28 protein-coding genes are annotated in these 24,228 nt (G+C 67.5%); 7 read left to right on the top strand and 21 right to left on the bottom strand.

The genetic code is table 11. The annotated features are described in order from the left end of the window. Positions 1 to 27: 27 nt before the first annotated feature. From argS to xseA, 5 genes are all read right to left on the bottom strand, one after another. Positions 28 to 1,830 (bottom strand): arginine--tRNA ligase, encoded by a 1,803-nt coding sequence (gene argS / locus ACVPT3_RS11080; RefSeq protein WP_492040945.1) that lies wholly within the window; start codon positions 1,828 to 1,830, stop codon positions 28 to 30. After that, positions 1,830 to 2,504 (bottom strand): Tat pathway signal sequence domain protein, encoded by a 675-nt coding sequence (locus ACVPT3_RS11075; protein ID WP_492040944.1) that lies wholly within the window; start codon positions 2,502 to 2,504, stop codon positions 1,830 to 1,832. Before ACVPT3_RS11075 ends, argS begins: the two co-directional genes overlap by 1 nt. 67 nt (positions 2,505 to 2,571) lie before the next feature. After that, on the bottom strand, positions 2,572 to 3,138 hold the full coding sequence (locus ACVPT3_RS11070; protein ID WP_492040943.1) for a DUF3035 domain-containing protein: 567 nt from the start codon (positions 3,136 to 3,138) through the stop codon (positions 2,572 to 2,574). Positions 3,139 to 3,312: 174 nt separating this feature from the next. Continuing rightward, the gene (lspA, locus tag ACVPT3_RS11065; protein ID WP_492040942.1) at positions 3,313 to 3,819 is read right to left on the bottom strand and encodes a signal peptidase II; all 507 of its coding nucleotides are present in this window, start codon (positions 3,817 to 3,819) and stop codon (positions 3,313 to 3,315) included. 346 nt (positions 3,820 to 4,165) lie between these two features. Beyond that, positions 4,166 to 5,635: an exodeoxyribonuclease VII large subunit gene (gene xseA / locus ACVPT3_RS11060; RefSeq protein WP_492040941.1), complete on the bottom strand. Its 1,470-nt coding sequence runs from the start codon at positions 5,633 to 5,635 to the stop codon at positions 4,166 to 4,168. A 64-nt stretch (positions 5,636 to 5,699) separates the two neighbouring features. On the opposite strand from xseA, the gene ACVPT3_RS11055 reads away from it, so the two are divergent. The 4 genes from ACVPT3_RS11055 to ACVPT3_RS11040 are packed head-to-tail and all read left to right on the top strand — an operon-like array spanning position 5,700 to position 7,681. Further along, positions 5,700 to 5,861: a hypothetical protein gene (locus ACVPT3_RS11055; RefSeq protein ID WP_492040940.1), complete on the top strand. Its 162-nt coding sequence runs from the start codon at positions 5,700 to 5,702 to the stop codon at positions 5,859 to 5,861. Positions 5,862 to 5,917: 56 nt separating this feature from the next. After that, positions 5,918 to 7,192: a phosphoribosylamine--glycine ligase gene (gene purD, locus ACVPT3_RS11050; RefSeq protein ID WP_492040939.1), complete on the top strand. Its 1,275-nt coding sequence runs from the start codon at positions 5,918 to 5,920 to the stop codon at positions 7,190 to 7,192. A 31-nt stretch (positions 7,193 to 7,223) separates the two neighbouring features. Next, positions 7,224 to 7,415, top strand: coding sequence for a CopG family transcriptional regulator (locus ACVPT3_RS11045; protein ID WP_271164815.1), 192 nt, complete (start codon positions 7,224 to 7,226; stop codon positions 7,413 to 7,415). Next, positions 7,406 to 7,681 (top strand): type II toxin-antitoxin system RelE/ParE family toxin, encoded by a 276-nt coding sequence (locus ACVPT3_RS11040; RefSeq protein WP_492040938.1) that lies wholly within the window; start codon positions 7,406 to 7,408, stop codon positions 7,679 to 7,681. Before ACVPT3_RS11045 ends, ACVPT3_RS11040 begins: the two co-directional genes overlap by 10 nt. Before the next feature lie 3 nt (positions 7,682 to 7,684). On the opposite strand, the gene ACVPT3_RS11035 is transcribed toward ACVPT3_RS11040, so the two are convergent. Then, positions 7,685 to 8,374, bottom strand: a complete 690-nt coding sequence (locus tag ACVPT3_RS11035) for a murein L,D-transpeptidase catalytic domain family protein (RefSeq protein ID WP_492040937.1) — start codon at positions 8,372 to 8,374, stop codon at positions 7,685 to 7,687. 113 nt (positions 8,375 to 8,487) lie between these two features. Here ACVPT3_RS11035 and ACVPT3_RS11030 point away from each other — a divergent pair, with 113 nt between their 5' ends. Then, positions 8,488 to 9,813, top strand: a complete 1,326-nt coding sequence (locus ACVPT3_RS11030; protein ID WP_492040936.1) for a metal-dependent hydrolase family protein — start codon at positions 8,488 to 8,490, stop codon at positions 9,811 to 9,813. Here ACVPT3_RS11030 and lpxK read toward each other — a convergent pair. Genes lpxK through ACVPT3_RS11005 form a run of 5 tightly spaced genes read right to left on the bottom strand, consistent with a single transcriptional unit; the run spans position 9,798 to position 15,162 of the window. Beyond that, on the bottom strand, positions 9,798 to 10,814 hold the full coding sequence (gene lpxK, locus ACVPT3_RS11025; RefSeq protein ID WP_492043814.1) for a tetraacyldisaccharide 4'-kinase: 1,017 nt from the start codon (positions 10,812 to 10,814) through the stop codon (positions 9,798 to 9,800). The genes ACVPT3_RS11030 and lpxK overlap by 16 nt on opposite strands. Beyond that, a complete protein-coding gene (locus ACVPT3_RS11020) occupies positions 10,811 to 12,103 on the bottom strand; it encodes a 3-deoxy-D-manno-octulosonic acid transferase (protein WP_492040935.1) in 1,293 nt (430 codons plus the stop codon). Before ACVPT3_RS11020 ends, lpxK begins: the two co-directional genes overlap by 4 nt. Continuing rightward, the gene (locus ACVPT3_RS11015; RefSeq protein WP_492040934.1) at positions 12,100 to 12,783 is read right to left on the bottom strand and encodes a lysophospholipid acyltransferase family protein; all 684 of its coding nucleotides are present in this window, start codon (positions 12,781 to 12,783) and stop codon (positions 12,100 to 12,102) included. The genes ACVPT3_RS11020 and ACVPT3_RS11015 overlap by 4 nt, the downstream gene beginning before the upstream one ends. Continuing rightward, on the bottom strand, positions 12,780 to 14,609 hold the full coding sequence (locus ACVPT3_RS11010) for an ABC transporter ATP-binding protein (protein WP_492040933.1): 1,830 nt from the start codon (positions 14,607 to 14,609) through the stop codon (positions 12,780 to 12,782). The genes ACVPT3_RS11015 and ACVPT3_RS11010 overlap by 4 nt, the downstream gene beginning before the upstream one ends. A 31-nt stretch (positions 14,610 to 14,640) precedes the next feature. Further along, positions 14,641 to 15,162 (bottom strand): COG3650 family protein, encoded by a 522-nt coding sequence (locus ACVPT3_RS11005; RefSeq protein ID WP_492040932.1) that lies wholly within the window; start codon positions 15,160 to 15,162, stop codon positions 14,641 to 14,643. 85 nt (positions 15,163 to 15,247) lie between these two features. Between ACVPT3_RS11005 and ACVPT3_RS11000 the strand changes: the two genes are divergently transcribed. Further along, positions 15,248 to 15,913: a fused DSP-PTPase phosphatase/NAD kinase-like protein gene (locus tag ACVPT3_RS11000; protein ID WP_492043813.1), complete on the top strand. Its 666-nt coding sequence runs from the start codon at positions 15,248 to 15,250 to the stop codon at positions 15,911 to 15,913. Between the two features lie 4 nt (positions 15,914 to 15,917). Here the strand turns inward: ACVPT3_RS11000 and ACVPT3_RS10995 are convergent, their stop codons facing one another. Together ACVPT3_RS10995 and ACVPT3_RS10990 are read right to left on the bottom strand one after the other, a co-directional pair. Continuing rightward, positions 15,918 to 16,121, bottom strand: coding sequence for a hypothetical protein (locus tag ACVPT3_RS10995; protein ID WP_492040931.1), 204 nt, complete (start codon positions 16,119 to 16,121; stop codon positions 15,918 to 15,920). 81 nt (positions 16,122 to 16,202) lie between these two features. Beyond that, complete coding sequence (locus ACVPT3_RS10990; protein WP_492040930.1) at positions 16,203 to 16,448, bottom strand: DUF4170 domain-containing protein; 246 nt, start codon at positions 16,446 to 16,448, stop codon at positions 16,203 to 16,205. Positions 16,449 to 16,616: 168 nt separating this feature from the next. Between ACVPT3_RS10990 and ACVPT3_RS10985 the strand changes: the two genes are divergently transcribed. Continuing rightward, on the top strand, positions 16,617 to 16,871 hold the full coding sequence (locus ACVPT3_RS10985) for a hypothetical protein (protein ID WP_492040929.1): 255 nt from the start codon (positions 16,617 to 16,619) through the stop codon (positions 16,869 to 16,871). Between the two features lie 11 nt (positions 16,872 to 16,882). On the opposite strand, the gene ACVPT3_RS10980 is transcribed toward ACVPT3_RS10985, so the two are convergent. Genes ACVPT3_RS10980 through ACVPT3_RS10945 form a run of 8 tightly spaced genes read right to left on the bottom strand, consistent with a single transcriptional unit; the run spans position 16,883 to position 24,226 of the window. Further along, on the bottom strand, positions 16,883 to 17,677 hold the full coding sequence (locus tag ACVPT3_RS10980) for a 3'(2'),5'-bisphosphate nucleotidase CysQ (protein WP_492040928.1): 795 nt from the start codon (positions 17,675 to 17,677) through the stop codon (positions 16,883 to 16,885). Beyond that, complete coding sequence (locus ACVPT3_RS10975; RefSeq protein WP_492040927.1) at positions 17,674 to 19,029, bottom strand: TldD/PmbA family protein; 1,356 nt, start codon at positions 19,027 to 19,029, stop codon at positions 17,674 to 17,676. Before ACVPT3_RS10975 ends, ACVPT3_RS10980 begins: the two co-directional genes overlap by 4 nt. 43 nt (positions 19,030 to 19,072) lie before the next feature. Continuing rightward, on the bottom strand, positions 19,073 to 19,480 hold the full coding sequence (locus ACVPT3_RS10970; RefSeq protein WP_492040926.1) for an MAPEG family protein: 408 nt from the start codon (positions 19,478 to 19,480) through the stop codon (positions 19,073 to 19,075). 3 nt (positions 19,481 to 19,483) lie between these two features. After that, complete coding sequence (locus ACVPT3_RS10965; protein ID WP_492040925.1) at positions 19,484 to 21,316, bottom strand: M14 family metallopeptidase; 1,833 nt, start codon at positions 21,314 to 21,316, stop codon at positions 19,484 to 19,486. Positions 21,317 to 21,354: 38 nt separating this feature from the next. Next, positions 21,355 to 21,987: a hypothetical protein gene (locus ACVPT3_RS10960; protein ID WP_492040924.1), complete on the bottom strand. Its 633-nt coding sequence runs from the start codon at positions 21,985 to 21,987 to the stop codon at positions 21,355 to 21,357. A gap of 17 nt (positions 21,988 to 22,004) precedes the next feature. Continuing rightward, complete coding sequence (locus ACVPT3_RS10955; protein WP_492040923.1) at positions 22,005 to 22,322, bottom strand: type II toxin-antitoxin system PemK/MazF family toxin; 318 nt, start codon at positions 22,320 to 22,322, stop codon at positions 22,005 to 22,007. Beyond that, positions 22,319 to 22,654, bottom strand: a complete 336-nt coding sequence (locus ACVPT3_RS10950) for an AbrB/MazE/SpoVT family DNA-binding domain-containing protein (protein WP_492040922.1) — start codon at positions 22,652 to 22,654, stop codon at positions 22,319 to 22,321. The genes ACVPT3_RS10955 and ACVPT3_RS10950 overlap by 4 nt, the downstream gene beginning before the upstream one ends. 42 nt (positions 22,655 to 22,696) lie before the next feature. Next, positions 22,697 to 24,226 (bottom strand): UbiD family decarboxylase, encoded by a 1,530-nt coding sequence (locus ACVPT3_RS10945; protein WP_492040921.1) that lies wholly within the window; start codon positions 24,224 to 24,226, stop codon positions 22,697 to 22,699. Positions 24,227 to 24,228: the final 2 nt, after the last annotated feature.

Here is a 24,228-nt window from a genome sequence, read left to right as displayed (position 1 = left end):
CGCGTCTTTCAGGTCACATAACGGCGGTCACATCCGTTCGGGCGTCTTGATCCCCAGCAGGGTCAGGGCCGTCTCGAGCTGGCGCAGGGCCGCCGCCGACAGGGCCAGGCGCGAGGCGCGCGTCGCCTCGTCCGGCGCGACCAGCACCGGGCAGGCGGCGTAGAATTTCGAGAACGACTGCGCCACCCGATAGGCGTGTTCCGCCACCAGATGCGGCATCCGCTTGTCATAGGCGTCCGAGACGGCGGTCGAGAAGGCGTCCAGCGTCAGGGCCAGGTCGCGCTCCGCCGGTTCGGCGATGACAATGGCGCCGGGCGTCGCGCCCTGTTCGGCGGCCTTGCGCAGCAGGGATTTGATCCGCACCGACTGGTACAGCAGATAGGGGCCGGTCTTGCCCTCGAAGCTCATGAACCGGTCCAGATCGAAGACGTAGCTGGTGGTCCGCGCGTTCGACAGGTCGGCGAACTTCAGCGCCGCGATGGCCACCTTGTGCGCGATGGCCTCGAATTCGTCCGGCGACAGGTCATCGCCCAGCTTGGCTTCCTTCAGCCGCTCGCGCGCCTTGTCCGTCGCCTGGTCGATCAGGTCGCGCAGCTTCAGCACCCCGCCCGCGCGGGTCTTGAACGGCTTGCCGTCCTGGCCGTTCATGGTGCCGAAGCCGAGATGCTCCAGCGATCCCTCGACGGCGTAGCCGGCCAGATAGGCGGCCCGGAACACCTGTTCGAAATGCTCGGCCTGACGTTCGTCGACGACGTACAGGGCCAGGTCCGGCCCCAGGGCCTTCTTTCGGTCCAGGATCGTCGCCAGGTCGGTCGTGCCGTACATGGCCGAGCCTTCCGAGCTGATCACCAGCAGGGGCGGGGGCGAGGGGGCCTCGACCACCGAGCCGTCGGTCAGCTTCTTCTTGCGGGTCTCACCCGGCTTGGCGACATGCACCACCTGGGCCCCGTCATCCTCGACCAACAGGCCGGTCGCCTTCAGATGCGCCAGCATTTCCGGCATCTGCGGGTCGGCGTCGCTCTCGCCGTTCCACAGGTCGAAATCGACCGACAGATCGCCGTACTCGCGCTTCAGCGCCTCGCGGCTGACCGCGACGAAATGCTTCCAAAGCGCGCGATAGCCGGGGCGACCGTTCTGCAGTTCGGCCGTCGCTTTGCGCGCCCGGTCGCGGAAGGCGGGGTCTTCCTTGGCCTTGCCGGCCGCCAGCGGATAAAGCCGGTCCAGGTCGGCCAGGGTCACCGGACTTTCGGCCGGGAAGGGCCCGTCGCCCTCGGCCATGAAACCTTCAGCCAGCCCTTCGTCGCCGCAGGCCACGATCAGCAGCCCCATCTGGAAGCCCCAGTCGCCGAAATGGGCGTCGCCGGTCACGTGATCGCCGCGGAAGCGGAACAGCCGCTTCAGGCTCTCGCCGATGATGGCGCTGCGCAGGTGGCCGACGTGCATCGGCTTGGCCACGTTCGGACCGCCGTAGTCGATGACCACCTTGCGGGGATCGGCCACGAGTGCGGCGCCTGCATGGTCAGCGTCGGCCGCGACCTCTGCGGCGCGTTCGGCCAGCAGCGCATCGGCCAGCTTCAGATTGATGAAGCCCGGCCCCGCCACCTCGACCGAGGCGAAGCGCGGATCGGCGGTCAGCCGCTCGGCGATCTTGCCAGCCAATTCGCGTGGATTGGCCTTCAACGCCTTGGCGGCGGCCAGGGCCCCGTTCGACTGGAAGTCGGCCAGGTCGGGGCGGTCCGACGGGGTGACGCGGGCCAGGGCCGCATCCACGCCTTCGGCGGCGAAGGCGGCGGCGACCGCTTCGCTGAGAACGGTCTTCAGATCGGACATTACTGGCTCGGCGTAGAGGCTTGGGCCGTTCCGGCGGTGACGCGGAAGCGGCTGCCCGAGCGGTTGAACTCGGCCATTTCAGGCGTGACGTCGAAACCGATCAGAACTTCGAAATTGCCGCCGCTGGTGTCGATGCCGGCGCGCGGGATCACGATGCTGCGCTCCTCATGGACCGAGGCGGTGCGCTGACCGTCGAACTTCACCGGCAGGTCGAAATATTCCTTGGCCAGGACGGCGCTGTTGCGCTCGGTCACGGCGACCCAATAGCGATAGGTCTTCTGGTCTTCGCTCGCCTGCTCGCCCCGGCCCAGCTCGAACAGGATGTCCATGTCCAGCTTGATGGGGTCGCTCTCGCGATATTCGCAGTCGGCCGAGACGCCCTCAATCTCGCCGGTGAAGCCGACGTTGGCGATGGCCGCGCGACCGCCTTCCAGCTCGACATAGCGGGCGGCGTCGTACAGCACCTTCACGAAGGGGCAGGGACCGGCGTTGGCGCGACGGCGTAGCGGCGCGAATCGCGGCGCGCGGTCGGCGGGCCCATTGTCGGATCCATCGGCCTGCTGGCCGCTGGGCCCGCGCTCCCGCTGCCCCGGAGACATCTGCGCCTGGGCGGCGGTGGGCAGGATGGAGGCCGCGATCGAGACGGCGGCCAGGGCGGAAAGCACGCGACGCATCAGTTATCTTCCGACAGCGAGAGGACCAACGCCGTGGCAGGCGTCCTTGGAACAGGGGCGAAAGGTCTTACAGACCCGGAAGCTTGAAACCGCCGCTGCGGCGCGGCTGGATCGTGATGGCCTGCTGGCCGCCGGTCAGGGCCTGAAGCCGGGCGGCCTCGGTCGAGGCGTCGATCGTCTGCTGGCCGTCGGCCGTCTGGCGCACCGTCGGCGCCTGGGTCGAAGCATCGTCCTTGCGCCAGAACATCACGCGGTTGGCGAAGCTCTCCTCCTTGTGGGCGATGTCGCCGAACTCGTCGTCGATGACGTAGCGGGCCAGGGGATCGGCCTGTTCGGCGCCGGCCTGAGCCACCAGGACCTGCTCGCCCGGCGTACGGGTGATCGCCTGGCGCTGGCCCAGCAGAATCTGACGGGCGGCGCTTTCAGGCGCCAGCTCTTGCGGGCGCGGCTGGCCCGGCGCCGGCGGGCGCAGGCCGTACTCAGGCGGCACGCTCAGCGGGGCGGTGGAGACGGTCACGAACTCATCCGGCACGACCTTGGTCAGGCCGATGCCTTGCTTGATGCTGCCGCAAGCCGAAACGGCGAGCGCGGCGGAGGCGGCGAGGGTCAGTACGGCGACACTGCGAATACGCATGGGTTCAGGCTCTGATCGGCTGATGCACGGAACGCCTCTGCGGGCGTTGTTGGCATAGTGAAGACGGGGTGATTACGACTTTTCGGGGGCCGCGCCAACCTTCGAGCCTGATCGGCGGAGACGGCGATCCCGCCGAGGCCGTAAATCAGGCTCTGGATCGGACGAAAGCCGGGTTCAGGCTTTCGCGGCTCTGTCGGACAGGAAGCTGTCCAGAATCAGCAGGACGACGCCGATGGTGATGGCGCTGTCGGCGATGTTGAACACCCAGGGGAAGACTCCCGTGCCCGACACGTCGATGAAGTCGACGACATAGCCGAACCGGATTCGGTCGATCACATTGCCCAAGGCGCCGCCCATGACGAAGCCGATGGCGGTGATCAGCAGGCGACGATCTGACTGGGTCGCCCACCAGGCCAGCCCGGCCGAGACGATGACCGAGAAGATCGTCAGCCCCCAGCGCGCCTCGCCCCCGCCGAACAGGCCGAAGCTGACCCCGGTGTTCTGTACGAAGGTGAAGCGCAGGATCGGCGGCAGCACCTCGGCGAAGACATAGCCGGCCGGGATCTGGCTGACTGAAGCCACGTCCGGCAGGCTCAGAATCCAGGCCTTGGTCAGCTGGTCCAGAACGATGATCAGAACGGCGATGCCGTAGGCGGCCAGGGCGATGCGAGTGATCTTCATGCGGCGGCGGTTAGCAGGAAGCGGCGCCAGGGCGAAGGGAAAACCGCCGAGCCCCGAACTTCACATCGGCGAATTCATGATCAGAAAAGAAAAATGGTTCGCACGGTGATTCGTGCGGCCACCGGCCTTTGCCGGGCGAAAACCCCGTTCAATCCGCCTGAGATGAGAGCGGATTAGAATGGCGTCATGATCCGACCGCCGCTCATTCCTGTCGAACCCGTCCCGTGGGGGCTCATGCCGGGCCGGAGGCTTGGCGCGAATGGCGCCCTGTCGCCCTGTTTTCGCGCCAAGCGCCGATTGGCAGGTTGGCGCTTTGTCACCCTGTTTTACGACAAGCGCCAACGGATCAGAACAGGTCGCCCTGGCTTGGCGTCGGCGGTTTGGGCCTTGGCGCGGGCTTGGGCGGAGGGGGCGACGCGACCCGTCCATCCCCGCCGTCGATGGTCGCGCCCCGCGCGCCGTCCCCGAACACCAGCCGCACCGCCTGGCCGGGCTCCAGTCCCGCCGCCGCCGTGATCCAGTCGCCCTCGGCGTTCTCGACCCGGGCGAATCCAGGCTTGGGCCGTCCGGGATTCAGCGTCGCCAGCGCGCGCGACAGGGCGTTCAGCCGGTCCTGGTCGCGGGTCAGCCGTCGCTCGACCGTCGGCTTGAACCGGGCGGTCACGGCGGACAGCCGGTCGCTGCGACGCTCCAGCGCCCGGTCCAGCAGCCCGCGCCCCAGTCGCCCGCCGACGCCGGCCAGGCGACGTTCGTGGACCGAGACATTGCGTTGCAGCCCCGATCCCAGCCGGCTCGACACATGGTCCAGCCGCTGCTGCGCCAGGGCCAGCAGGTCTTCGGGTCTTGCCGGCAATCCGCGCGCCACGGCCCTCAGCCGGGTGCGCCGATCCTCGATCAGCCGCCCCCCCGCCAGGACCATGCGCCGGTCCAGGTCGGCGACCGCATATCTCAGGTCCGCCAGCACGGGCGTCGCGATCTCGGCCGCCCCCGTGGGCGTCGGCGCGCGCCGGTCGGACACGAAGTCGATCAGGGTGGTGTCCGTCTCATGCCCCACGGCCGAGATGATAGGGATCCGCGCCGCCGCCACCGTCCGCGCCAGGCCTTCATCATTGAAGCACCACAGGTCCTCCACCGAACCCCCGCCGCGCGCCACGATCAGCAAGTCGAGACGGGGGATCGGCCCGTCCGGCGTCATCGCGTCGAACCCGCGAATGGCGTTCGACACCTGGCCGCACGCCGCCTCTCCCTGGACCACCACGGGCCAGACGATCACCCGGCAGGGCCAGCGTTCGGCGATCCGGTGCACGACGTCGCGGATCACCGCACCCGTCGGGCTGGTGATCACGCCTATGGTGCGGGGAAACTGGGGCAGGGGCTTCTTGCGCCCCGGCTCGAACAGACCTTCCTCGCGCAACCGGACCTTCAGCCGCTCCAGTTGCGCCAGCAGGGCGCCGGCCCCGGCCGCCTCCATGCTCTCGATCACGATCTGGTACGACGATCGCGCCGGATACGAGGTGATCTTGCCGGTGACGATGACCTCCAGCCCCGCCTCCGGCTGGACCCCCAGGCCGCGCACCGATCCCTTCCAGATCACCCCGTCGATGGCCGACTTGTCGTCCTTCAGGGTCAGATAGATATGGCCCGAGGCGTGACGATTGACCTTGGACACCTCGCCCCTCAGCCGCACATGGCCGAATCGCTCCTCCAGCGTCCGCTTCAGGGCGAAGGACAGTTCGGAGATCGACAGGGGCGGATTGTTGTCGCGCGGGGCGGCGGCCTCGGCCGGGCCTTCGAACACGTAGGAGTCGTCGCTCATCGGCCTATCCTAGACCGGGTCGCTTCACGCGGGAACAGGAACCGCGCCGTTCCGTTCGCCTTTCATGGCCGCCGATCCGCAAGATACCGATCCGGAAAACCGCGACCCGCGCGAGCGCGGCCTGATGCGTCGCAGCGGCGCGGGCGGGGCCATGAGCCCCTGGCTGATCATCGGCGCAATCGCCTTGGTCGGCCTGGCCGTTTATGTGCTTTCGGCCTTGTTCTGACGCTTCAGCCCGGCGGACGCTTGACCGCCCGGCGTAGGCCCGTCATTGCCGACTTCATGATTATTCTTCTCGTCGGATCGGGCGGGCGCGAACACGCCCTGGCCTGGAAGATCGCCCAGTCGCCGCTGGTCAAACGCCTCGTCGCCGCCCCCGGCAATCCGGGCATCGAGAAGCTGTGCGAGCTTCGCCCGGTCAAGGCCGACGACGCCGACGGCCTCGCCGCCCTGGCGCGCGAGATCAAGGCCGATCTGGTGGTGGTCGGGCCGGAAGTCGCCCTGGCCGCCGGTCTCGCCGACCGTCTGGCCTCGGCCGGCATCCCTTGCTTCGGCCCCACCGCCAAGGCGGCCCAGCTGGAGGTGTCTAAGGCCTTCTCCAAGGCCTTCCTGGAACGCCACGAAATCCCCACCGCCGGCTACGGCGTCTATGACACGGTCAAGGACGCCAAGGCCGCTCTGGACGTGTTCAAGCCTCCCTATGTCATCAAGGCCGACGGCCTGGCCGCCGGCAAGGGCGTGGCCATCAGCCCGGACCGCCCCGACGCCGAGGCCGAGATCGAACGGATGCTGGGCGGCCGCTTCGGCGCCGCCGGCGCCCGCGTCGTGATCGAGGAGTTCATGGACGGCGAGGAGGGCTCGCTGTTCGCCCTGTGCGACGGCCAGCGCGCTGTCCTGTTCGGCGGCGCCCAGGACCACAAGCGCGCCTTCGACGGCGACACCGGCCCCAACACCGGCGGCATGGGCGCCTATTCGCCTGCTCCGGTCTTCACCGCCGACCTGGTGCAGCAGGCCGACGAACGGATCGTCCAGCCCACCATCCGCAAGATGGCCGAGGAGGGCGCCCCCTATCGCGGCGTCCTCTACGCCGGCCTGATGGCCACCGCCGACGGTCCCAAGGTGGTCGAGTTCAACGCCCGCTTCGGCGATCCCGAATGCCAGGTGCTGATGATGCGGATGGCCGGGGACATCGTTCCCTATCTGCTGGGCTGCGCGCGGGGCGACGTCTCGGGCCTGCCGTCCCCGGCCTTCAAGCCCCAGACTGTGATCTGCGTCGTCATGGCGGCCAAGGGCTATCCCGACAGCCCGCTGGAAGGCTCGATCATCCGCGGCGTCGATCAGGACTTCGGCCCTCACGTCCAGGTGTTCCACGCCGGGACCAAGCGCCGCGACGACGGCCAGCTGTGCGCCGCCGGCGGCCGCGTCCTGAACATCTGCGCCGAGGGCGACGATATCGCCCAGGCCCGCGAGCGCGCCTATGACGCCATCCGCCAGATCGACTGGCCCGGCGGCTTCAACCGCTCCGACATCGGCTGGCGCGCCCTTGGCCGGGGCTGACCGTATCGGCGGGATGTGCTAGGCTCGCTCCATGGCTGATCCCGCAATTGATCACGACGAAGAAGATCTGTTCTCGACGCCGGACGACGCGGCGGACGAGGCCGCGACCTTGCGGGGCCTTGCCGATGCCGCAGCTGGACGGGTCGTAGACAACGAGACCGTGATGCGATGGGTCGAGTCCTGGTCGACGGCCAATCCTCTGCCCCGGCCTAAATGCGGTTAGTCGTCTGGACGGATCAGGCGCTGAGCGATCTGGAGGACATCAGCCTCTATATCGCCGACTTCAATCCAGCTGCTGCGGCGCGCTTCTTGATTCGATTGAAAGCTGCTGCCGAGAGCCTCGCGCATTTCGCGGACCGGGGACGCCCTTCCATTCATGGAACACGAGAACTGACTCTGGTGAAGCCCTATCTGATCCGGTACGCGATCCTGCCTGATCGGGTTGAGGTCGTCACCATCAGGCATTCCGCCCGACGGCCCGAGCGATAGGTCTCACGCCCAGGCGAACAGCAGCCGCCCTTCGCCCATTCGCTCGCGCAGTTCCGGCAGATCGGTGTGGGCGACCGAGAAACAGCCGTAGCTGCGACCCAGCTTGCCTTCGCGGGCCAGGAAGTCCGGGTCGGCGTAGTCGGCGCCATGGATGATGATGGCCCGCTCGCGCGCCTTGTCGTTGGTGTATTCCAGCCCGTCCAGCAGGACGTTCGGGCCCTGCTGCGATCCCCACCCCGCGCCCGCTGTGGCGTAAGCCCCGACCGAGGACATGTTGGAGTCCGGCGTGTTGGAGAAGCGCTGGGCGTAGCCCGTGTGGCTGGGGTCTGAACCGCGCCCGTGGCAGGTGCGCAGCACCTTGACCTCGCCGGCGATCAGATCGACCTCGTACAGCCGCTCTTCGCCCGAGAATTTCTTGAAATCGACCAAGTACATCCGGTCGCGAAGCGGGATCTTCCGGTGGTGGATGTCCAGGGCCGCCATCGCCCGCTCCATCAGGTCCTTACGCACATGGCCGCGCGGATCGAGAGGCGGCGGGGTGACGACGAGGGCTTCCACGACGGGGGCAGGCGCGGGCGGTGCAACCGGCTTGGCCGCCGCCAACGTGGTCACCGGGACCGATGCTCCGGCGCTGGCGCAACCGGCCAGCATGGCCGATCCGCCCAGAATGAGTCCTCGTCTTGAAAGCCGCATGCGACGCCCTCGTTGCGGTTTATCTTCGGAGATGTTTGTTTCAAATGGTTACGGGCGAGGCAACCTGAGCCTTGTGGGGCATTTTTGCGGCGCGCGCCGCAGGGGAGACATAGATGATCCGTTTCGGTCTGGCGCTGACGGCGTTGATGGCTTCGGCCACGGTCGCGGCGGCGCAGCAAAGCCCCGCCGCGCCTCAAGTTTCCCCAATCCAGGCGACGACGTTTGTCGAAGCCGGCCGCTTGCTGGCGGACCCGTCAAACGGCGTTGTGCAGCGCGGTAAAACTCTCGTGATCAGAGGGAACCAAGTTGTCGAGGTTCGCGACGGCTTTGTCGGCGACCCGTCTCAAGGGTCGGTCGTCGATCTTCGCGATTCCTTCGTCCTGCCGGGTTTGATCGACAGCCACGTCCATCTGACGGGCCAGCAGAACCCCAATTCCCGCCTTGAGGAAGTTACGCAGTCGGAAGCGACCCAAGCTATGGTCGGCGCCCGCTATGCTCGCCGCACCCTGATGGCGGGCTTCACCACGGTGGCGGACCTCGGCGCCGGCAACGAAGCGATCTTCGCCCTGCGCGAGGCGGTGAAGGCTGGCGACGTGCCCGGCCCGCGCATCATCGCGGCTGGGTCTTCGGTTTCGATCCACGGCGGCCACGGCGACGCCAACGGCTTCCGCGAGGACGTTCTGCATCTGCTGTCGCCGGAAAGCGTCTGTTCGGGGCCTGAGGACTGTATGCGCGCGGTCCGGACCCAGGTCCGCTCGGGCGCCGACATCATCAAGATCACCGCCACGGGCGGCGTCCTGTCCAACACCGCCGCCGGCCTGAACCAGCAGTTCAGCGATCCCGAACTGACCGCCATCGTCGAAAGCGCTCACCGCATGGGTCGGCAGGTCACGGCGCACGCTCATGGTGTCGACGGGATCAACGCCTTCCTGCGCGCGGGCGGCGATTCCATCGAACACGGCACCTACCTGGACGATCAGTCGATCCGTCTGTTCAAGACCAATGGCGCCTGGCTGGTGCCGACCCTGCTGGCCGGGGACTTCGTCGCCCGCATCGCCTCCGGTCCGAACAACTTCTTCACCCCCGCCCAGACCGCAAAGGCGCTCGAAGTGGGCCCCAAGATGCTCGACATGGCCCGCCGCGCGCACGAGGGCGGTGTGAAGATCGCCTTCGGCACGGACAGCGGCGTCTCCGCCCATGGCGACAACGCTCAGGAGTTCGCCCTTCTGGTCCGCGCAGGTCTGACGCCGCTGGAAGCCATTCAGGCCGCCACCGTCGGCGCGGCCGAGCATCTGCGCATCGCCAGCGAGGCCGGCAAGATCGCGCCGGGCATGCCCGCCGACATCGTCGCTGTGACGGGCGATCCGCTGACCGACGTCACCGAACTGGAGCGGATGAAGTTCGTGATGAAGTCCGGCGTGGTCTACCGCGCCGACTGAATCGGGTCTGCAAGGAAGGCGTTGAAAGCCGCCTCATCTTCGAACCCGGCGACGACCGGCCAGGCCGTCACGCGCGCGCGCTGGTCCGGCGTCAGCCGCACCCAGTCTTTTTCCGTGGTCACCAGACCGGCGCCATAGACCGCCGCCCGATCGGTCAGGAACCCCATGTCGGCGGCGCTGTAGGCCGCGTGGTCGGGGAAGGGGACGAAGTCCACGAGGTCGCACCCTGCCGCCCTCAACGACCGCTCGACCTTCCACGGCTTGGCGATGCCGGCGAACCCGACCTGAGGCCCCGAGGGCGGCGGCCCCTGCGGCGTCAGGCGCGCCACGAACACCGGCAGGCCGTCGAATACCGCAAGCAGTTCGAGATCAGCCGTCTCCACATCGGTCGGCAACATGACCACCACGGCGTCGGCGCGGGCCAGCCCGGCCTTCAAAGGCTCTCGCATCGGGCCGGACGGAAAGACCGAGCCGTCCCCGAACGGCCATTCGTCGCCCCGTGTCTCGCCGTCCACGACGATCAGGCTGACGGTCTTCTTCAAGGCGGGGTTCTGATGTCCGTCGTCCAGCAGCAGCGCCCGCGCGCCTTGCGACACGGCCGCCCGCGCCCCGGCGATACGGTCGCGCGAAATCCAGGCCGGGGCGTCCTGCGCCAGCATCAGCGGTTCGTCGCCGACGTCCGCCGCCGTGTGAATCTCCAGATTGACCCGCACCGGGCCTTCCAGCCGGCCACCATAGCCGCGCGACAAGCCTTGCGCCTCTACGCCCGCTGCGCGGAGCAGTCGCAGCACCTCGCGCGTGACCGGGGTCTTGCCCGATCCGCCCACGGTCAGATTGCCGACCGAGATCACCGCGCAGCCCGGATCGAACGGGACCGTCCGTGCGATCCGGCGCGCCGTCACCCCGGCCCAGATCCAGCCCAGGGGCTTCAGCACCGTGCGCGTCATCCGCGCATGATCGCGGTCGCGCACATACCACCAGCGCGGCGTATTCAACTTCATCGCCTCGGCCTCTTTTGCGGCGTCAGCGGCGACAGCCAGGTCCACAGCCGGTCCAGACCGCCGCCCGCCTCGGCCGCTGCGCGCCGGGCGCGCTCGCCCATGGCCTTGGCCGCCCCTGGATTCGCCAGCAGAGGCGAGATCGCCTCGGCCAGATCCCACGGCGCCTGGACCAGGATCAGGCCCCCCGCCTCCGCCAGGGCCGAGGTGACTGTGGCCCAGTTGGACGCGTCCGGCCCCGTCACGGTCGGTCGGCCCAGCCGCGCGGGCTCCAGCGGATTATGCCCGCCCACCGCCGGCAGGCCCAGAGCCGGGGCGAACGATCCGCCCATCACCACCACATCGGCCAGACGCAGGAACAGGCCCATCTCGTTCAGGGTGTCGGCCAGATAGACGTCTGTATCTCGCCCGATGGTCTCGCCCCGCGACCGCATGGCGAAGGCGACACCCTCGCGCTGCAAGGCCGTGGCGATGTGCGGCCCCCGCTCTGGATGCCGCGGCAGCAGGATCAGGCAGGCCCGGTCGGCCAGCTTGTCCAGCGCACGGACGATGGCGATCTCCTCGCCCTCGTGTGTGCTGGCGGCCATCACCACAGGCCGGTCGCCGATCGCGGCGCTCAGACGGCTGAACGCGGCGGTGTCATGGGGCAGGGGCTCGCCCGCCAGCTTCAGATTGACCAGGCCGTCGATGCGCGCGCCCAGGCTCTCCAGCCGCTGAGCCGACAGCTGATCCTGCGGCAGCACCAGGTCGAACGCACCGGTCACCGCCCGCGCTGAGACCGGGAACCGCGCCCAGCCATCCACCGTCTTCTCGGTTATCCGTGCGCTGACCAGGGCCAGTTTCACGCGCCGCCGATGCGCCTCCAGCAGCATATTGGGCCACAGCTCGCTCTCGACGAAGATCGCCAGGCTGGGCCGCCAGTGATCCAGGAAGCGCGCGACGACGCCTGGCCCATCGACCGGCGCGTACTGATGGATGACGCCCTTCGGCAGACGGTCGGCCAGAATCCGCGCCGATGTCACCGTACCCGAGGTGACCAGCACCGTCAGGTCGGGCCGCGTCCTCACGAACCGCTCGACCAGGGGCAGTAAGGACAGGGTTTCGCCCACGCTGACGCCGTGCAGCCAGACCAGATCCCCTTGCGGTCGCTCCAGGCCGGTGAAGCCCATCCGTTCATCGACGCGCGCCGGGTCTTCCTTGCCCTTGGCCGCGCGGGCGTCCAGCAGGCGCGGGGCGAACGGCTCCAGCGCTCGGGTCAGCAGCCGATAGGCCAACAGCGGCAGGGGGGTCACGACTTAAGTTCCGTGATGGCGTCGGCTCGCACCTCGACCGCAGTCAGTCGGGCCGTCCAATCGGAGACGACATCGGCCATGTCAGCGCCTTCCGGAAAATCGGCGCGATCCCAGACGACCGCCCCCTTGCCGAAGGGCAGGGGCAGCACCGCCTGGTCCCAACTGTTGAACCGGATCGCGGGATTGCAGGACAGGCCGATGAACAAGGCCGGCGCCTTCGACAGCTTGGCCATCATGGGTAGACCTTCGGCCATGACCCTCGCCGGTCCACGCGGACCGTCGGGCGTCAAGGCCAGGGCGCCGATCTTCAGCTGTTTCAGCCCGTCGCGCAGCGCCTGCGACCCGCCCTTGGCCCGGTCGGCCTTGTCCTTGTTGGCGGAGGACCCCCGCACGGCGGGAAAACCCTGGCGCGCCACGGCCTTGGCGATGAACTCCCCGTCGGCCGACAGCGAGATCAGCCCTTTGGCCGGTTGCGCCCGGTCCAGAGGCCACGACGCCGGCGCCAAGCCGATGCGGGAGTGCCAAAAGACGCACAGGACCCCACCGCCCTTGGCCCAGACCTCTTCGGCGACCGCCTGGTTTTCATGGGTCCATCGGATGGTGGCGAAACAGAACTGCATCCACTGCGCCAGGAGCCAGGCCAGCGCGGACTGGATGACCGGGTTACGAAGGGGCCTCAAGCCACAGCCTCGACAGTTGGAGCGCCGCCGTCCAGCGACTGCTGTCGGGCCAGACGGGAATAGAGCCCCCCCTTGGCGACCAACACGTCGTGTGACCCCTGCTCCACGACCCGTCCGGCCTCGATCACATAGATCCGGTCGGCGTTGCGAACGGTCGACAGCCGGTGCGCGATCATCAGGGTGGCGCGGCCTTCCATCAACCGCTCCAGCGCCGCCTGCACCAGGGCCTCGCTCTCGGTGTCCAGAGCGCTGGTCGCCTCGTCCAGCAGCAGGATCGGCGCGTCCTTGACGAAGGCGCGGGCGATGGCGATCCGCTGGCGCTGCCCGCCCGAAAGCCGCAGCCCCGCTTCGCCCGCGCGGGTCTCATACCCCTCGGGCAGGGCGGTGATGAAGTCGTGGGCGGCGGCGGAGCGCGCGGCCTCCTCGATCTGGGCCTGGGTCGCGCCTGGCCGGCCATAGGCGATATTGGCGGCGATGGTGTCGTCGAACAAGAAGGGCTCCTGTGTCACCAGGGCGATATGGTCGCGCAGATCGTGGATCCGCAGCGACCGCACGTCGGCGCCGTTGATCGTCGCCGCCCCGCCCGTCACATCATAGAAGCGCGGCAACAGGCTCAGGATCGTGCTCTTGCCCCCGCCCGAAGGGCCCACCAGGGCCACCGTCTCGCCCGGCGCGACCCGCAGAGAGACCGCATCCAGCGTCGGCGCGCCGCCAGGGGCGTAGGCGAAGGACACCTGGTCCAGCACCACCTCGACCGGGCCAGGGGGCAGGGGCGCGGCGTCCGGCGCCTCGCGGATCTCGGCCTCGATGTCCAGGGCGCCGAACAGGCGGCGTGCAGCCGTGAAACCCTCCGCCATCACCGTCGCCAGATTGGTTACCTGGCGCAGGGCCTGGCCGGCGGCCAGCAGCATGCCGATGAAGGCGGCGAACCCGCCCACCGTCATCTCGCCCGACTGCGACCGCCATCCGGCATAGGCCATGACCGCCGCCACCACGACATAGGCGACCATGTCGCTGGACGGGCCGGCGAAGGCGCGGGCGTTGGCGCCCTTGATGACGTGGCGCTGGCGACGGGCCACCACCTCGGCGACACGGTCCTGCTCGGCCGCCTCGCGGTTTTCGATCTTGATCAGCCGAACCCCGTCCAGATTCTCCATCAAGGCGGTGGACAGGTTCTCGGTTTCGGCCATGGCGCCGCGCGCCGCCTTGCGGGTCTTGCGCCCGAACCGGCGCAGCACCAGCGCCACCAGAGGCACCCCCAGCAGCACGACCATGGTCAGCTGCCAGTCGATGAACCCCATGTAGATCAGCACGGCGATCAGGGTCAGTAGGTTTTGGGTGTAGTTGACCACGCCCGAGGTAAAAGCCTCGCGCACCATATTGGCGTCGAACAGGACGGAAGAGACGAAGCCGCCTGAATGCTGACTGCGCAGCCGGGCAAGGTCGGCGCGGATCATGGCCCCAAACAGACGGATCTGAATATCGCCGACGATGGTGTGACCCAGACGGTTGACCAGAGCCGCCTGGCCGATGGCGGCTAGGGTCCGCATCACCGCGACCGCCAGGATGGCGGCCGGGATCCAGATAATCGCCTTGTCCGCCGGGAAGCTGACGACCCCGAACAGGCTGATCGGCTCGGTCCCGCCCAGGAACAGGCCGTTGACGGCCGGCTCCAGCAGCTTCAGCAGGGCCGCCGTCAGCAGGCCCGTCATCGCCGCACACAGCACTGACAGGATCAGCGATCCCTTGTGCCGGGACAGATAGTCGCGCCAGATGCGCGCCAGCAGGGCGCGCAGGGGCATGGTCTCGGAAGCGGGCGCGGTCATTGGCTCTCGGTCGTCCGAGCCGCCGTTCAAGTCAAGGCTTGTCAGGCGACGGTTCGAGCAGGTGCCCCTGTTCGTCCGCACGGATCAGGGTTTCGCCCGGCGCCTCCTCGACCCTGACGGCGGGGGGGACTGTCGGATTTGACGCATAGCGATGGCCGTCGAACGGCACGGCGGCCTCGTAACCTTCGGTGATGCCGCCTCCCGCGACATAGACGCCGATATCGCGACGGCCGTGGGACTGCTGCTCCAGCAGGCGGATCGGCGCCCGCGCCACGCTCATTTCGCCGATGGATACATAGGCGTCGCCCTCGCGGCTCAGCACCAGCAACTGGCATCCGCCCGACCCGCACCAGTTCGGCCCGGTCAGATAGACCAGGGTGGTCGCACCATCGGGCGTGATCGCGGCTGTATATCGCGTGGCGCCCACCGCGCCCTGCGCCTTCTCGCGCAGATACGAGGTCAGGGCAGGGTCCTCCGGCGGCGGGGTCTGTGCAGCGGCAAGACTGGCCCAAAGGCCCAAAGCCAAGGCTGTGGTTGTGGCGATGGTCTTCATGTAGGCCTCCTGTTTCGGCAAACAATCCAACGCGCGAACATCGACTTCAGATGACGTGGCCAGTCGGGAACGCTATCTGGCGGCCATGGCGCGCTTTGATCTTTCGACCGCGATGGGCCGTTTCCGGGCGCATTGGCATTATTTCTGGGCGGATCACGCCTTTCTGCGCCTGGTGTTTTCGAACGCCCACTGGCTGGGTCCGGACCTGGTGCGGACCAACCAACCGTCGCCGCGTCAGCTGGCCTATTGGAAAAAGAAGGGCGTCCGCACCGTCATCAATCTGCGCGGACAGCGGGACGAGGGCTACTACTGGCTGGAGCGCGAGGCTTGCGAACGCCTGGGCCTGACTCTGATCGACGCCCCGCTGGATTCGCGCGATCCGCCTCAGACCGACCGCATCCACCGCGCCCGCGACCTGTTCAAGGCCATCGAATATCCGGTTCTGATTCACTGCAAGTCCGGCGCGGACCGGGCGGGCATAATGGCCGTCTTCTATCGCCACTTCCATCTGGGCGAACCGATCTCGGTTGCCATGAACCAGTTGTCGAAGAAATACCTGCACTCGCGCGAAGGGCTGACCGGCGTGCTGGACTATACGCTCGAGAAATACGTCAACGAGATCGAGCCGCGGGGGATCAGTTTCATCGACTGGGTCGACAGCCCCGACTACGATCCCAAGGCGATCCGCGCCGAGTTCAAGGCCGGCTGGTGGGGCACGCTGTTGACCGAGAAGCTGCTGAAGCGAGAATAGGGGCTCAGCCCCACGGACCTTTCGGGGGCTGGTCGCCGCCGTCACGCGGCTCAGCCGCCAGTTCGGCTTCGCGCCGCGCCTTGCGGTCGGCTTCCCACTTCCTGAACCAACGCGCATAGCCGATCTGTCCGCGCAGCGAAAAGCTGAACAGGACCAGCACTGCCAGCAGGCTGACCAGTTGGAATATCTGTTGCGGTTCCAGGTTCATTTTCTTCCTCGCATCCAGACTTCAACGTGTGACCAGGGAGCCGGTTCGGCTCCCTGGTGTCGCAGGATCAGGCCCGATTTTTTAGGCGACGTCGCCGCGCGGGTCGATCAGCTTGTGGGCGTGCAGGATGAAATAACGCATGTGGGCGTTGTCCACGGTCGCTTGGGCGCGCGCCTTCCAAGCCTGTTTGGCTTCGTCATAGCTGCCGAAGGCGCCGACGAATTCGACCTGCGACAGATCGCGGAACGTCGGCTCGCCCAGGTGGCGCAGTTCGCCGCCGATGACGAGGTGGAGCAACTGGGGCGGGACGGAGGATTGATCGGCCATCGGATGTCCTTGAAGTCTGGGGAGGGCTTTTGCCGGGGCATAGGCCCAGAACGCCTAAGGATCAATGTATGACAGGGTTTTTCAGCCCAAGACCTAGGTCGATAGCGGCACGTTTTTACAGTCCCTGTCTTGTTTGCCGTGGGCCTCGCCATCAGGCATGATGCGGTCATGAGCAGCGATCCAGAAAACCTGACGCTCGTCTTTCTGCGGCGCATCGACGCCAAGATCGATACGCTGACGCTTGATGTGCGCGAGCTCAAGGAACGAGTGTCCGGCGTGGAACTGGGGCTGACGTCCGTGCGTCGGGATATCGCGGGCTTGGCCGAAACCGACGCCCGCCTTCAGGTTTCGCTGGACCGTATGCGGGACGACGTCGGCCGCATTCAGCGTCGTCTGGATCTACATGAAGAGCCGGCCGCCTAGACTGGGTTTGCTCAGGTCGATAGCGGCACGTTTTTACAGCGTCGCACGATCAGCGGATGCAGAGCAGGGGCGGCGCAGACCAGGCTGGCCTGACGTGGATCCGAACGGTTGAAACTCCAGGGGCGTCCATGGTGGTCGCTGACCCGCGCCCCGGCCTCCTCGGCGATCAGACTGCCCGCCGCCACGTCCCAATCCCATTTCGGCGTCAGAGCCAGGGCCGCGTCGAAGGCGCCGGCCGCGACCAGGGCCATCCGATAGGCCAGGGCGTTGCGTTTCGAAAACCGCAGCGCCGGCCAGGGCTCGTCCCAGTGCGACCCCTCGATCATCCGGGCGTCGCCCAGCACCGAGGCGTCATCCAGAGTCTCGGCGTCCGACGCCCGCACGACGATCCCGTTGCGCCGCGCTCCACCGCCGCGCGCAGCCACATAGGTTTCCTGAACCTCCGGCGCATGGATGACGGCGGCGACCACCTGGCCGTCCTCGACCACGGCGATGGGCACGCACCACCAGGGTTGGCGCTTCATATAGGCCACCGTCCCGTCCACCGGATCGACCACGAAGATCCGCCGCTTTGACAGCCGCCCAGGTGAATCCGCCGTCTCTTCCGACAGCCAGCCATAGTCGGGGCGGGCGGCCAGCAGCCGGTCCTTCAGCATGGCGTCCACCGCCAGGTCGCCGCTGGTCACGGGCGATCCCCCGACCTTAGACTCGATCCTCAACCCAGCCTCGCGTTCAGCGACCGCCAGCGCCCCGGCGTCGATCGCCGCCTGGCGGATCAGCTCCAGATCTGAGGCTAGATCGATCATTTGCCCGCTATGGCCACCGCGTCGAACATCAGGCTGGGCACGTTGAACCCGCCCCGGAACTCCAGGTCGGACCCGCGTTGGAGGCGCAGGTAGAGCTCGGGCAGCTTGCCGGCCACCGTGACCTCGTTGACCGGATAGGCGATCTCGCGGTTCTCAAACCAGAAGCCGGACACCCCGGCGGACCAGTCGCCGGTGTTCCCGTTCAACGACGGCCCGAACATGGAGGTGACCAGAAGCCCTGACCCCGCATCGGCCTTCAGCCCCGCCAGATCCCGCTCGCCCGGCTCCATGTGCAGATTGTGGGTTCCCACCCCCGCCGGTCCCGCTAGGCCGCGCGAGGCGTGACCGGTCGACTCCAGCCCCAGCTGCCGGGCCGAGGCGCTGTTCAGCAGCCAGGTGGTCAGCACCCCGTCGTCGAACAGGGCGCGCCGCTCGACCTCGACACCTTCATCATCGAACGGCGTCGAGCCCAGGCCGCGCGGCCGGAATGGATCGTCGATCAGGGTAACCCCCTCGGCGAACACCCTCTGACCCATCCGGTCCTTCAGGAAGGAGGTGCCGCGCGCGATGGACGGTCCCGAGATGGCGCCGATCGCCGGCGAGACGATCTGGCCGGCCATGCGGTTGTCAAAGATGACAGGGGCGGTGGTGGAGGCGATCTTGCGCGCCCCGGTCCGGGCTACGGCGCGTTGGCCGGCCGTCCGCCCGATGACCTCGGCGCCCGGTAGGTCGGACAGGTGCCGGGTCGAGCGGCTCTCGCCCCCGCGCTCCATGGCCCCGTCCTTCTCGGCGATGACGCCGACGCCCAGCGAAAAGGCCGAACCTTGATAGTCGCCGTCGAACCCGTGCGACGTCACCAGCCGCCACCGGCTGGACGACCAGGACGCATGTCCGCCTTCCGACCTGGCTACGCCCTCCACCGCCAGGGCCGCCGCCTCGGCCTCGGCCGACACCTGTTCCAGGGCTTCGGCGCTGCGTTCGCTGGGGTCGAACAGGTCCAGTTCGGCGAAGGGGCCCCGCGCCAGCCGATCTACGGGGGCGAAACCGGCATGGGGGTCTTCCGGCGCCAGTCGGGCCATGGCCACCGCCCGTTCGACCAGGCGCGCCTGGGTCTCGGGCGACAGGTCCGACGCCGACACCGACGCCTGGCGCTGTCCGACGAAGACCCGCAGGCCCAGGTCGCGCGACTCCTCGCGCTCGACGTCTTCCAGCTTGCCGTTGCGCACCCCGACCGACAGCGAGCGGCGATCCGCGCTGACCGCCTCGGCGGCGTCGGCCCCGGCCTTCAGCGCAGCTTGGACGATATCATTGAGAAGATCGGTGGAGACAGGCGCGTACAGGGTTTCAGTCATGCCCCGATATGGCGGACCCTTTGCTGCGCCGCAACCTTGCGCCTCAGACGACGGCGAAGGCGATCAGGGCCACGGCGGCCGTCAGCAGCGCCACCCAGGTCAGCAGCATGCCGATCACCCGGCCCAGCGACGGCCCTGTCTGGAACAACAGACCCAGGGCATGAACGACGCGACCGACCAGCAGGGTCGCTCCCACCGCATGCACCATCCAGGCCGGCGACCCGATGGCGGCTAGCAGCAACAGGGCGACCATGCCGGGCGTCGCATATTCGGCGCAGTTGCCGAAGGCGCGGCTCGCGGCCAGCAGATCCGGGTTCCCGCCGTCGCCGAACGAGACCATGTGTTTGCGTCGCCCGCTGACCACTATGCCCGACAGCACCAGCATCAGCAGGATCAGCAGACCGCTCCACAGCGCGGCGGCCTGAACGGCTTGCATTAAGGGTGTGGTCATCGATCAGTCCTCGCGGCCGACGGGATACAGCAGATAATGGTCGTCATAGAAGGGCGTGCGCTCATAGAACCAGGCCAGCCGCGCCTGCGGGTCGGCCGCAAACGCGGGCTCGGCCGCCAGCTTGGCATCGAACTCGGCCTTCAGCGCCGGATCGGCGGCCAGCATCTTCTCCGCCAAGGGCGCGATGGCGTAGGCCTCGATATATTCGACACGGCTCATGACCTCGGGGAACATGCCCCAGGCGAAGAAGCTCTCGCTGGACTGCGGCTCCAGCAGCAGCACGACGATGTCGCCCAGCGGCTGGTCGGTCGGCACCCGAACCGAGCCGGTCGGGAAGGTCCAGTCGCGGCGCTCGACCTCGACCGTCTTGGCCGAGGCCTGGACGTGACCCTCATTGGCCCGCGTCGCCAGTTTCGGTTCGACCAGGCGCAGCATCGACAGGTTCACCGTGCGCGGCGCCTCGACCGTCTCCATCTCGACGCCGTGGACCTTCAGCCGCTCGATGATGTCGGTACGATAGCTCGGCACCCAATAGGCGGTCGGGCGGTTCAGGGTCAGCGTCGGCTTGGACCCATAGAAGGGCATCTGCCACAGCTCGGGATCGGCCCGGCCCAGCCAGCGCACCTCGTCGCGGCCCGAGGCGGGGCTGTGATACATCTCGTACAGCACGCCCTTGAAGGGGCGGGTGGAGGAGGGGGCCTCTTCCGCTTCGAAGTTCGCCGCGATCTGGGCCGGCCGCAGGGCACGGTCCTGATCCGTCGCCGCCTTCAGCGCTGCGCCCTGGTCCGCCAGCAGCCGCATGGCCTCCTCGATGAAGACATAGGTGCCAAGCACCCGTTGCTCGTGCGGCTTCAGGCTGTGGTTCTCGATCAGGATGGTCGGCAGATGGGCCGCCGAACCCCAGCCGTTCGAGAATCGCTCGCCCAGGCCGCCGTCCGACAGCCCCTTCTTGGGCTCGTCGTCGTCGATGCCGAACACCAGTTCACCGGGGATGTGACCTTCGCGCTCCAGCGCCGGGTTCATCGCCGGCTTGAACACCGAATCCAGCCAGGCCGAGCCGTTCGGCGAGCGGCTGAACGATCCGTCCTCGCCGTTGAAGCCGTAGGTGACGTCATACTGGTAATCCAGGCCGTCGGTGACGTGGACGTCCACATACAGGTCCGGCCGGTACTTCAGGATCAGACCCCGCACCGCCCGCATCTCGGGCTGGTCCAGCTTCAGATAGTCGCGGTTCAGGTTCTGGTTGGTCGCCGTATTGCGCCAACCCTGAATGCGCGGCCCGCGCTGGTTCGGGCGGGAATAGGCGCTGGCCCGCTCGTGCCCGTCCACGCTCAGGATCGGGATCAGGATCAGGTTGACCCGGTCCAGCAAGGCGTCCTTGCCGTAGAAGGCGATGTCGCGCAGCACCATCATGCCCGCGTCCTTGCCGTCGATCTCACCCGGATGGATGCCCGCCTGGACCATCAACACCGGCTTGGCCGGATCGAATTCGGCGCCGTCCTTTGAGGCGATCACGGCATAGATCGGCCGCCCCTCAGGAGAGACGCCGAACTGTTCGATACGGATCAGGTCGCTGGCCTGATCCAGCCGGTCAAACCAGGCGCGGGTGTCGGCGTAGTTGGGCGAAAAGTCATGCGCCGGATCGGCCTCGAACGCCGTGACCCACGGATCGCTCGCGTCGCGCAGCAAGGCCTTGGACGCCCCGTCCCACGCGGGCGCCGGCGGCAGGAAGGCTTGGTCCCACGGCGCGGTGTTGGGAAGCGTCTGGGACATGGCGGGGCTCACGCTACAGGCTAGGGCGGCAAGAAGGGCCGAAATCAGGGAAGTGGATCGCATGGCCTTTCGTGAGCCGATTGCCTCGGCCTGACAAGCTGTCACCCGCCGCCCCCCAGCGCGGGCGCCCAGCCGCCGGCCTTGACCAGCAGGGCGGCGGAGTTGGCCATGCCCCACAGGCTGTAGAGCAGCACCATGATCAGGGCGCTCACGGCGACCTTGCGCCACGGCGCGAACGCCGCCGTCGCCGTCCCGGTCACGAAGATCGTCACCCCGACCCACAGCCTTGCCGACCCGGCCAGGCGGCCGAACTCAGCATTGATCTGCGCCAGGATGATCACCACCATCGCCACGATCAGATTGGCCGCCAGGACACAGCCGAACACCAGCCGCCGGTGGGCCCAGAAATGGTCGTCCAGGTCGATCCGCTCGTCGCCGCCTTCGGCCGACACCCGCGGAAAGGTCACGCTGGCCGCCACATAGAAGGTCGCCGCAATGCTCAGCGAGACCAGCAGCACGAATGTGTTGAAGGGCGCCCCCCGGAAGATCACCCAGGCCTGGTTCCAGAAGGTGGCGATGTCGATGGCCACGAACAGGGCCAGCAGCGGCGTTAACCAACCGAACCGGATCCGCCGTTTCTCATGCAGTACCCGCGCGAACCCGCCGACTAGTTCGGCGACCGACAGGCCCAGCAGCAGACCGTAAAAGCTGAAAAAGAACTCGAACGCGCTCAAGACAGCCCCCCGGCGACCTAATCCTCAAACATCTCACGCAGAACGGCGAGTAGCCCTAGCATGTCAGAAGAAGGCAGCTTGCCAAGCTTTCGCAACATACGTGATCGGTCGACTGATCGAATCTGCTCGATCAAAAGTCGGCCCTCCTTGCCGCCAAATCGCACATCTGGCCGAAAACGCGAGGGCCGACTGCCGCTCGTTAAAGGTACGATGACGTGTACCGGGAGATGGCTCAGGTTATCCGGCGACACCACGACGCAGGGACGGGTCTTCCTCAACTCGCTCCCTACGGTCGGATCAAGTCGGACCAGCCAGACTTCACCTCGCTGGATCAACCGGGCTCTCTTTCATTTTCCGCAAGCGCGGCCTCAAGGCGGGCGATGTCTTCATCTGACCAGTCGTCGCCCAAGGCTTCGGCGTCCGTGTCTCCCGTGAGGTCTGCGTCGAGCCATTCGCGCTCTTCTTCGGTCAACCCGGCGGCGGCGATCAGTTTAGCGTCCTCCGCCCAACCTTCGCGCACCTTTCGCTTCGCAGGCACTATAGTGACTTTGCCGGGCTCATAGACGAACTCAACGGCGCCGCCCTCGCTGACGCCAAGCGCCGCCAGCACCGGCTTGGGCAGGATGACCCCAGCCGAATTGCCGATCTTGCGAACCTTGCTGGTCATGACCGTGCTCCGTTACAACAAAGTTATAACATGGCGGCCGCGCTATTTCCAGATCGGCGTCCCGTCGCCCGGCAGACCCAGCCGGCCCCACAGGTCGTTGACCCGTTCGATCACCGCCTCATCCATGCGGATTTCCTCGCCCCATTCGCGCTTGGTCTCGGGCGGCCATTTATCGGTGGCGTCCAGACCGATCTTGGAGCCCAGGCCGCTCTCGGGGCTGGCGAAGTCCAGATAGTCGATGGGCGTCGACTCGATCACGGTGATGTCGCGCGCCGGGTCCATCTTGGTCGAGATGGCCCACATGACGTCCTTCCAGTCGCGGGCGTCGATGTCGTGGTCCACCACGATGACCCATTTGGTGTACATGAACTGGCGCAAATAGCTCCAGACGCCCAGCATCACCCGCTTGGCGTGGCCCGGATAGGCCTTCTTCATCGACACCACCGCGATCCGGTAGCTGCACCCCTCGGGCGGCAGCCAGAAGTCGACGATTTCCGGGAACTGCTGGCGCAGCAGCGGAATGAAGACCTCGTTCAGCGCCTCGCCCAGCACGCTGGGCTCGTCCGGCGGCCGCCCGGTGAAGGTCGTCAGATAGATCGGGTTCTTGCGCATGGTGATCGCGCTGACCTGGAAGACCGGGAACTTCTCGACCGAGTTGTAATAGCCGGTGTGGTCGCCGTACGGACCTTCGTCCTCGAACTCGTCCAGCAGGACATGGCCCTCCAACACGATCTCGGCCTGGGCCGGCACCATCAGCGGCACGGTCTTGCACGGGACCAACTCCGCCTTGGCCCCCCGCATCAGGCCGGCGAACTGATATTCCGACAGGGTGTCCGGCACCGGCGTCACCGCCGCCAGGATGGTCCCCGGATCGGCGCCCAGCACCACGGCGCAGGGCAGGGGCTCCTTGGGGCGGGCCCTCTTGTGCCGCGCATAGTGTTGCGCCCCGCCACGGTGCGCCAGCCAGCGCATGATGGCCTTGTCCTTGCCCAGCACCTGCATCCGATAGATGCCCAGGTTGAAGTCGTCCTCGCGATCCTCGCTCGGCCCCTTGGTCACGACCAGGCCCCAGGTGATCAAGGGCGCGGGCTCGCCGGGCCAGCAGGACTGAACGGGCAGGGCGGTCAGGTCGATCTGGTCGCCCTTCAGCACCACCTCCTGCACCGGCGCCTTCTTCACCGTCTTGGGCCGCATCGACATGACGGTCTGCGCCAGGGGCAGCATCTCCATCGCGTCGCTCAGGCCGCGCGGCGGCGTCGGATTGCGCAGGAAGGCCAGCAGCTCCCCGACTTCGCGTAGCTCGCCCGCCGTCGTCCTGTTCTTGCCCTCCAGCGTCACCCCCATGGCGACCCGTTTCACCGTGCCGAACAGATTGGCCAGGCAGGGAATGGGGCTGATCGTCCCGTCCGGCATGACCGGTTTTTCGAACAGCACCGCCGGCCCGCCGTTCCTCAACAGCCGGGTCTGGATTTCGGTCATCTCCAGTACGGTGGAGACGGGTTCGGACACCCGCACCAGCTCGCCCTGGGCTTCCAGTTGGTCGATGAAGTCACGCAGGGATTTGTAGGCCATGT

This window comes from Brevundimonas sp. FV1ps31S (assembly GCF_058681265.1).
Note: the sequence above shows the minus strand (reverse complement) of the source record. Positions and strands in the feature narration are given on the sequence as shown.

What these genes read in the sequence shown, in the direction of transcription:
- ACVPT3_RS11035 (WP_492040937.1), bottom strand. Translation starts at nt 8,374, where the DNA reads ATGCGGCTTTCAAGACGAGGACTCATTCTGGGCGGATCGGCCATGCTG.
- ACVPT3_RS11030 (WP_492040936.1), top strand. Translation starts at nt 8,488, where the DNA reads ATGATCCGTTTCGGTCTGGCGCTGACGGCGTTGATGGCTTCGGCCACG.
- xseA (WP_492040941.1), bottom strand. Translation starts at nt 5,635, where the DNA reads ATGAGCGACGACTCCTACGTGTTCGAAGGCCCGGCCGAGGCCGCCGCC.
- ACVPT3_RS11040 (WP_492040938.1), top strand. Translation starts at nt 7,406, where the DNA reads ATGCGGTTAGTCGTCTGGACGGATCAGGCGCTGAGCGATCTGGAGGAC.
- ACVPT3_RS11075 (WP_492040944.1), bottom strand. Translation starts at nt 2,504, where the DNA reads ATGCGTCGCGTGCTTTCCGCCCTGGCCGCCGTCTCGATCGCGGCCTCC.
- ACVPT3_RS11005 (WP_492040932.1), bottom strand. Translation starts at nt 15,162, where the DNA reads ATGAAGACCATCGCCACAACCACAGCCTTGGCTTTGGGCCTTTGGGCC.
- ACVPT3_RS10980 (WP_492040928.1), bottom strand. Translation starts at nt 17,677, where the DNA reads ATGATCGATCTAGCCTCAGATCTGGAGCTGATCCGCCAGGCGGCGATC.
- ACVPT3_RS10965 (WP_492040925.1), bottom strand. Translation starts at nt 21,316, where the DNA reads ATGCGATCCACTTCCCTGATTTCGGCCCTTCTTGCCGCCCTAGCCTGT.
- ACVPT3_RS11070 (WP_492040943.1), bottom strand. Translation starts at nt 3,138, where the DNA reads ATGCGTATTCGCAGTGTCGCCGTACTGACCCTCGCCGCCTCCGCCGCG.
- ACVPT3_RS10945 (WP_492040921.1), bottom strand. Translation starts at nt 24,226, where the DNA reads ATGGCCTACAAATCCCTGCGTGACTTCATCGACCAACTGGAAGCCCAG.
- ACVPT3_RS10970 (WP_492040926.1), bottom strand. Translation starts at nt 19,480, where the DNA reads ATGACCACACCCTTAATGCAAGCCGTTCAGGCCGCCGCGCTGTGGAGC.
- ACVPT3_RS11010 (WP_492040933.1), bottom strand. Translation starts at nt 14,609, where the DNA reads ATGACCGCGCCCGCTTCCGAGACCATGCCCCTGCGCGCCCTGCTGGCG.
- ACVPT3_RS11045 (WP_271164815.1), top strand. Translation starts at nt 7,224, where the DNA reads ATGGCTGATCCCGCAATTGATCACGACGAAGAAGATCTGTTCTCGACG.
- ACVPT3_RS10995 (WP_492040931.1), bottom strand. Translation starts at nt 16,121, where the DNA reads ATGAACCTGGAACCGCAACAGATATTCCAACTGGTCAGCCTGCTGGCA.
- argS (WP_492040945.1), bottom strand. Translation starts at nt 1,830, where the DNA reads ATGTCCGATCTGAAGACCGTTCTCAGCGAAGCGGTCGCCGCCGCCTTC.
- ACVPT3_RS10985 (WP_492040929.1), top strand. Translation starts at nt 16,617, where the DNA reads ATGAGCAGCGATCCAGAAAACCTGACGCTCGTCTTTCTGCGGCGCATC.
- ACVPT3_RS11000 (WP_492043813.1), top strand. Translation starts at nt 15,248, where the DNA reads ATGGCGCGCTTTGATCTTTCGACCGCGATGGGCCGTTTCCGGGCGCAT.
- ACVPT3_RS11055 (WP_492040940.1), top strand. Translation starts at nt 5,700, where the DNA reads ATGGCCGCCGATCCGCAAGATACCGATCCGGAAAACCGCGACCCGCGC.
- lspA (WP_492040942.1), bottom strand. Translation starts at nt 3,819, where the DNA reads ATGAAGATCACTCGCATCGCCCTGGCCGCCTACGGCATCGCCGTTCTG.
- purD (WP_492040939.1), top strand. Translation starts at nt 5,918, where the DNA reads ATGATTATTCTTCTCGTCGGATCGGGCGGGCGCGAACACGCCCTGGCC.
- ACVPT3_RS10950 (WP_492040922.1), bottom strand. Translation starts at nt 22,654, where the DNA reads ATGACCAGCAAGGTTCGCAAGATCGGCAATTCGGCTGGGGTCATCCTG.
- ACVPT3_RS10990 (WP_492040930.1), bottom strand. Translation starts at nt 16,448, where the DNA reads ATGGCCGATCAATCCTCCGTCCCGCCCCAGTTGCTCCACCTCGTCATC.
- lpxK (WP_492043814.1), bottom strand. Translation starts at nt 10,814, where the DNA reads ATGAAGTTGAATACGCCGCGCTGGTGGTATGTGCGCGACCGCGATCAT.
- ACVPT3_RS10975 (WP_492040927.1), bottom strand. Translation starts at nt 19,029, where the DNA reads ATGACTGAAACCCTGTACGCGCCTGTCTCCACCGATCTTCTCAATGAT.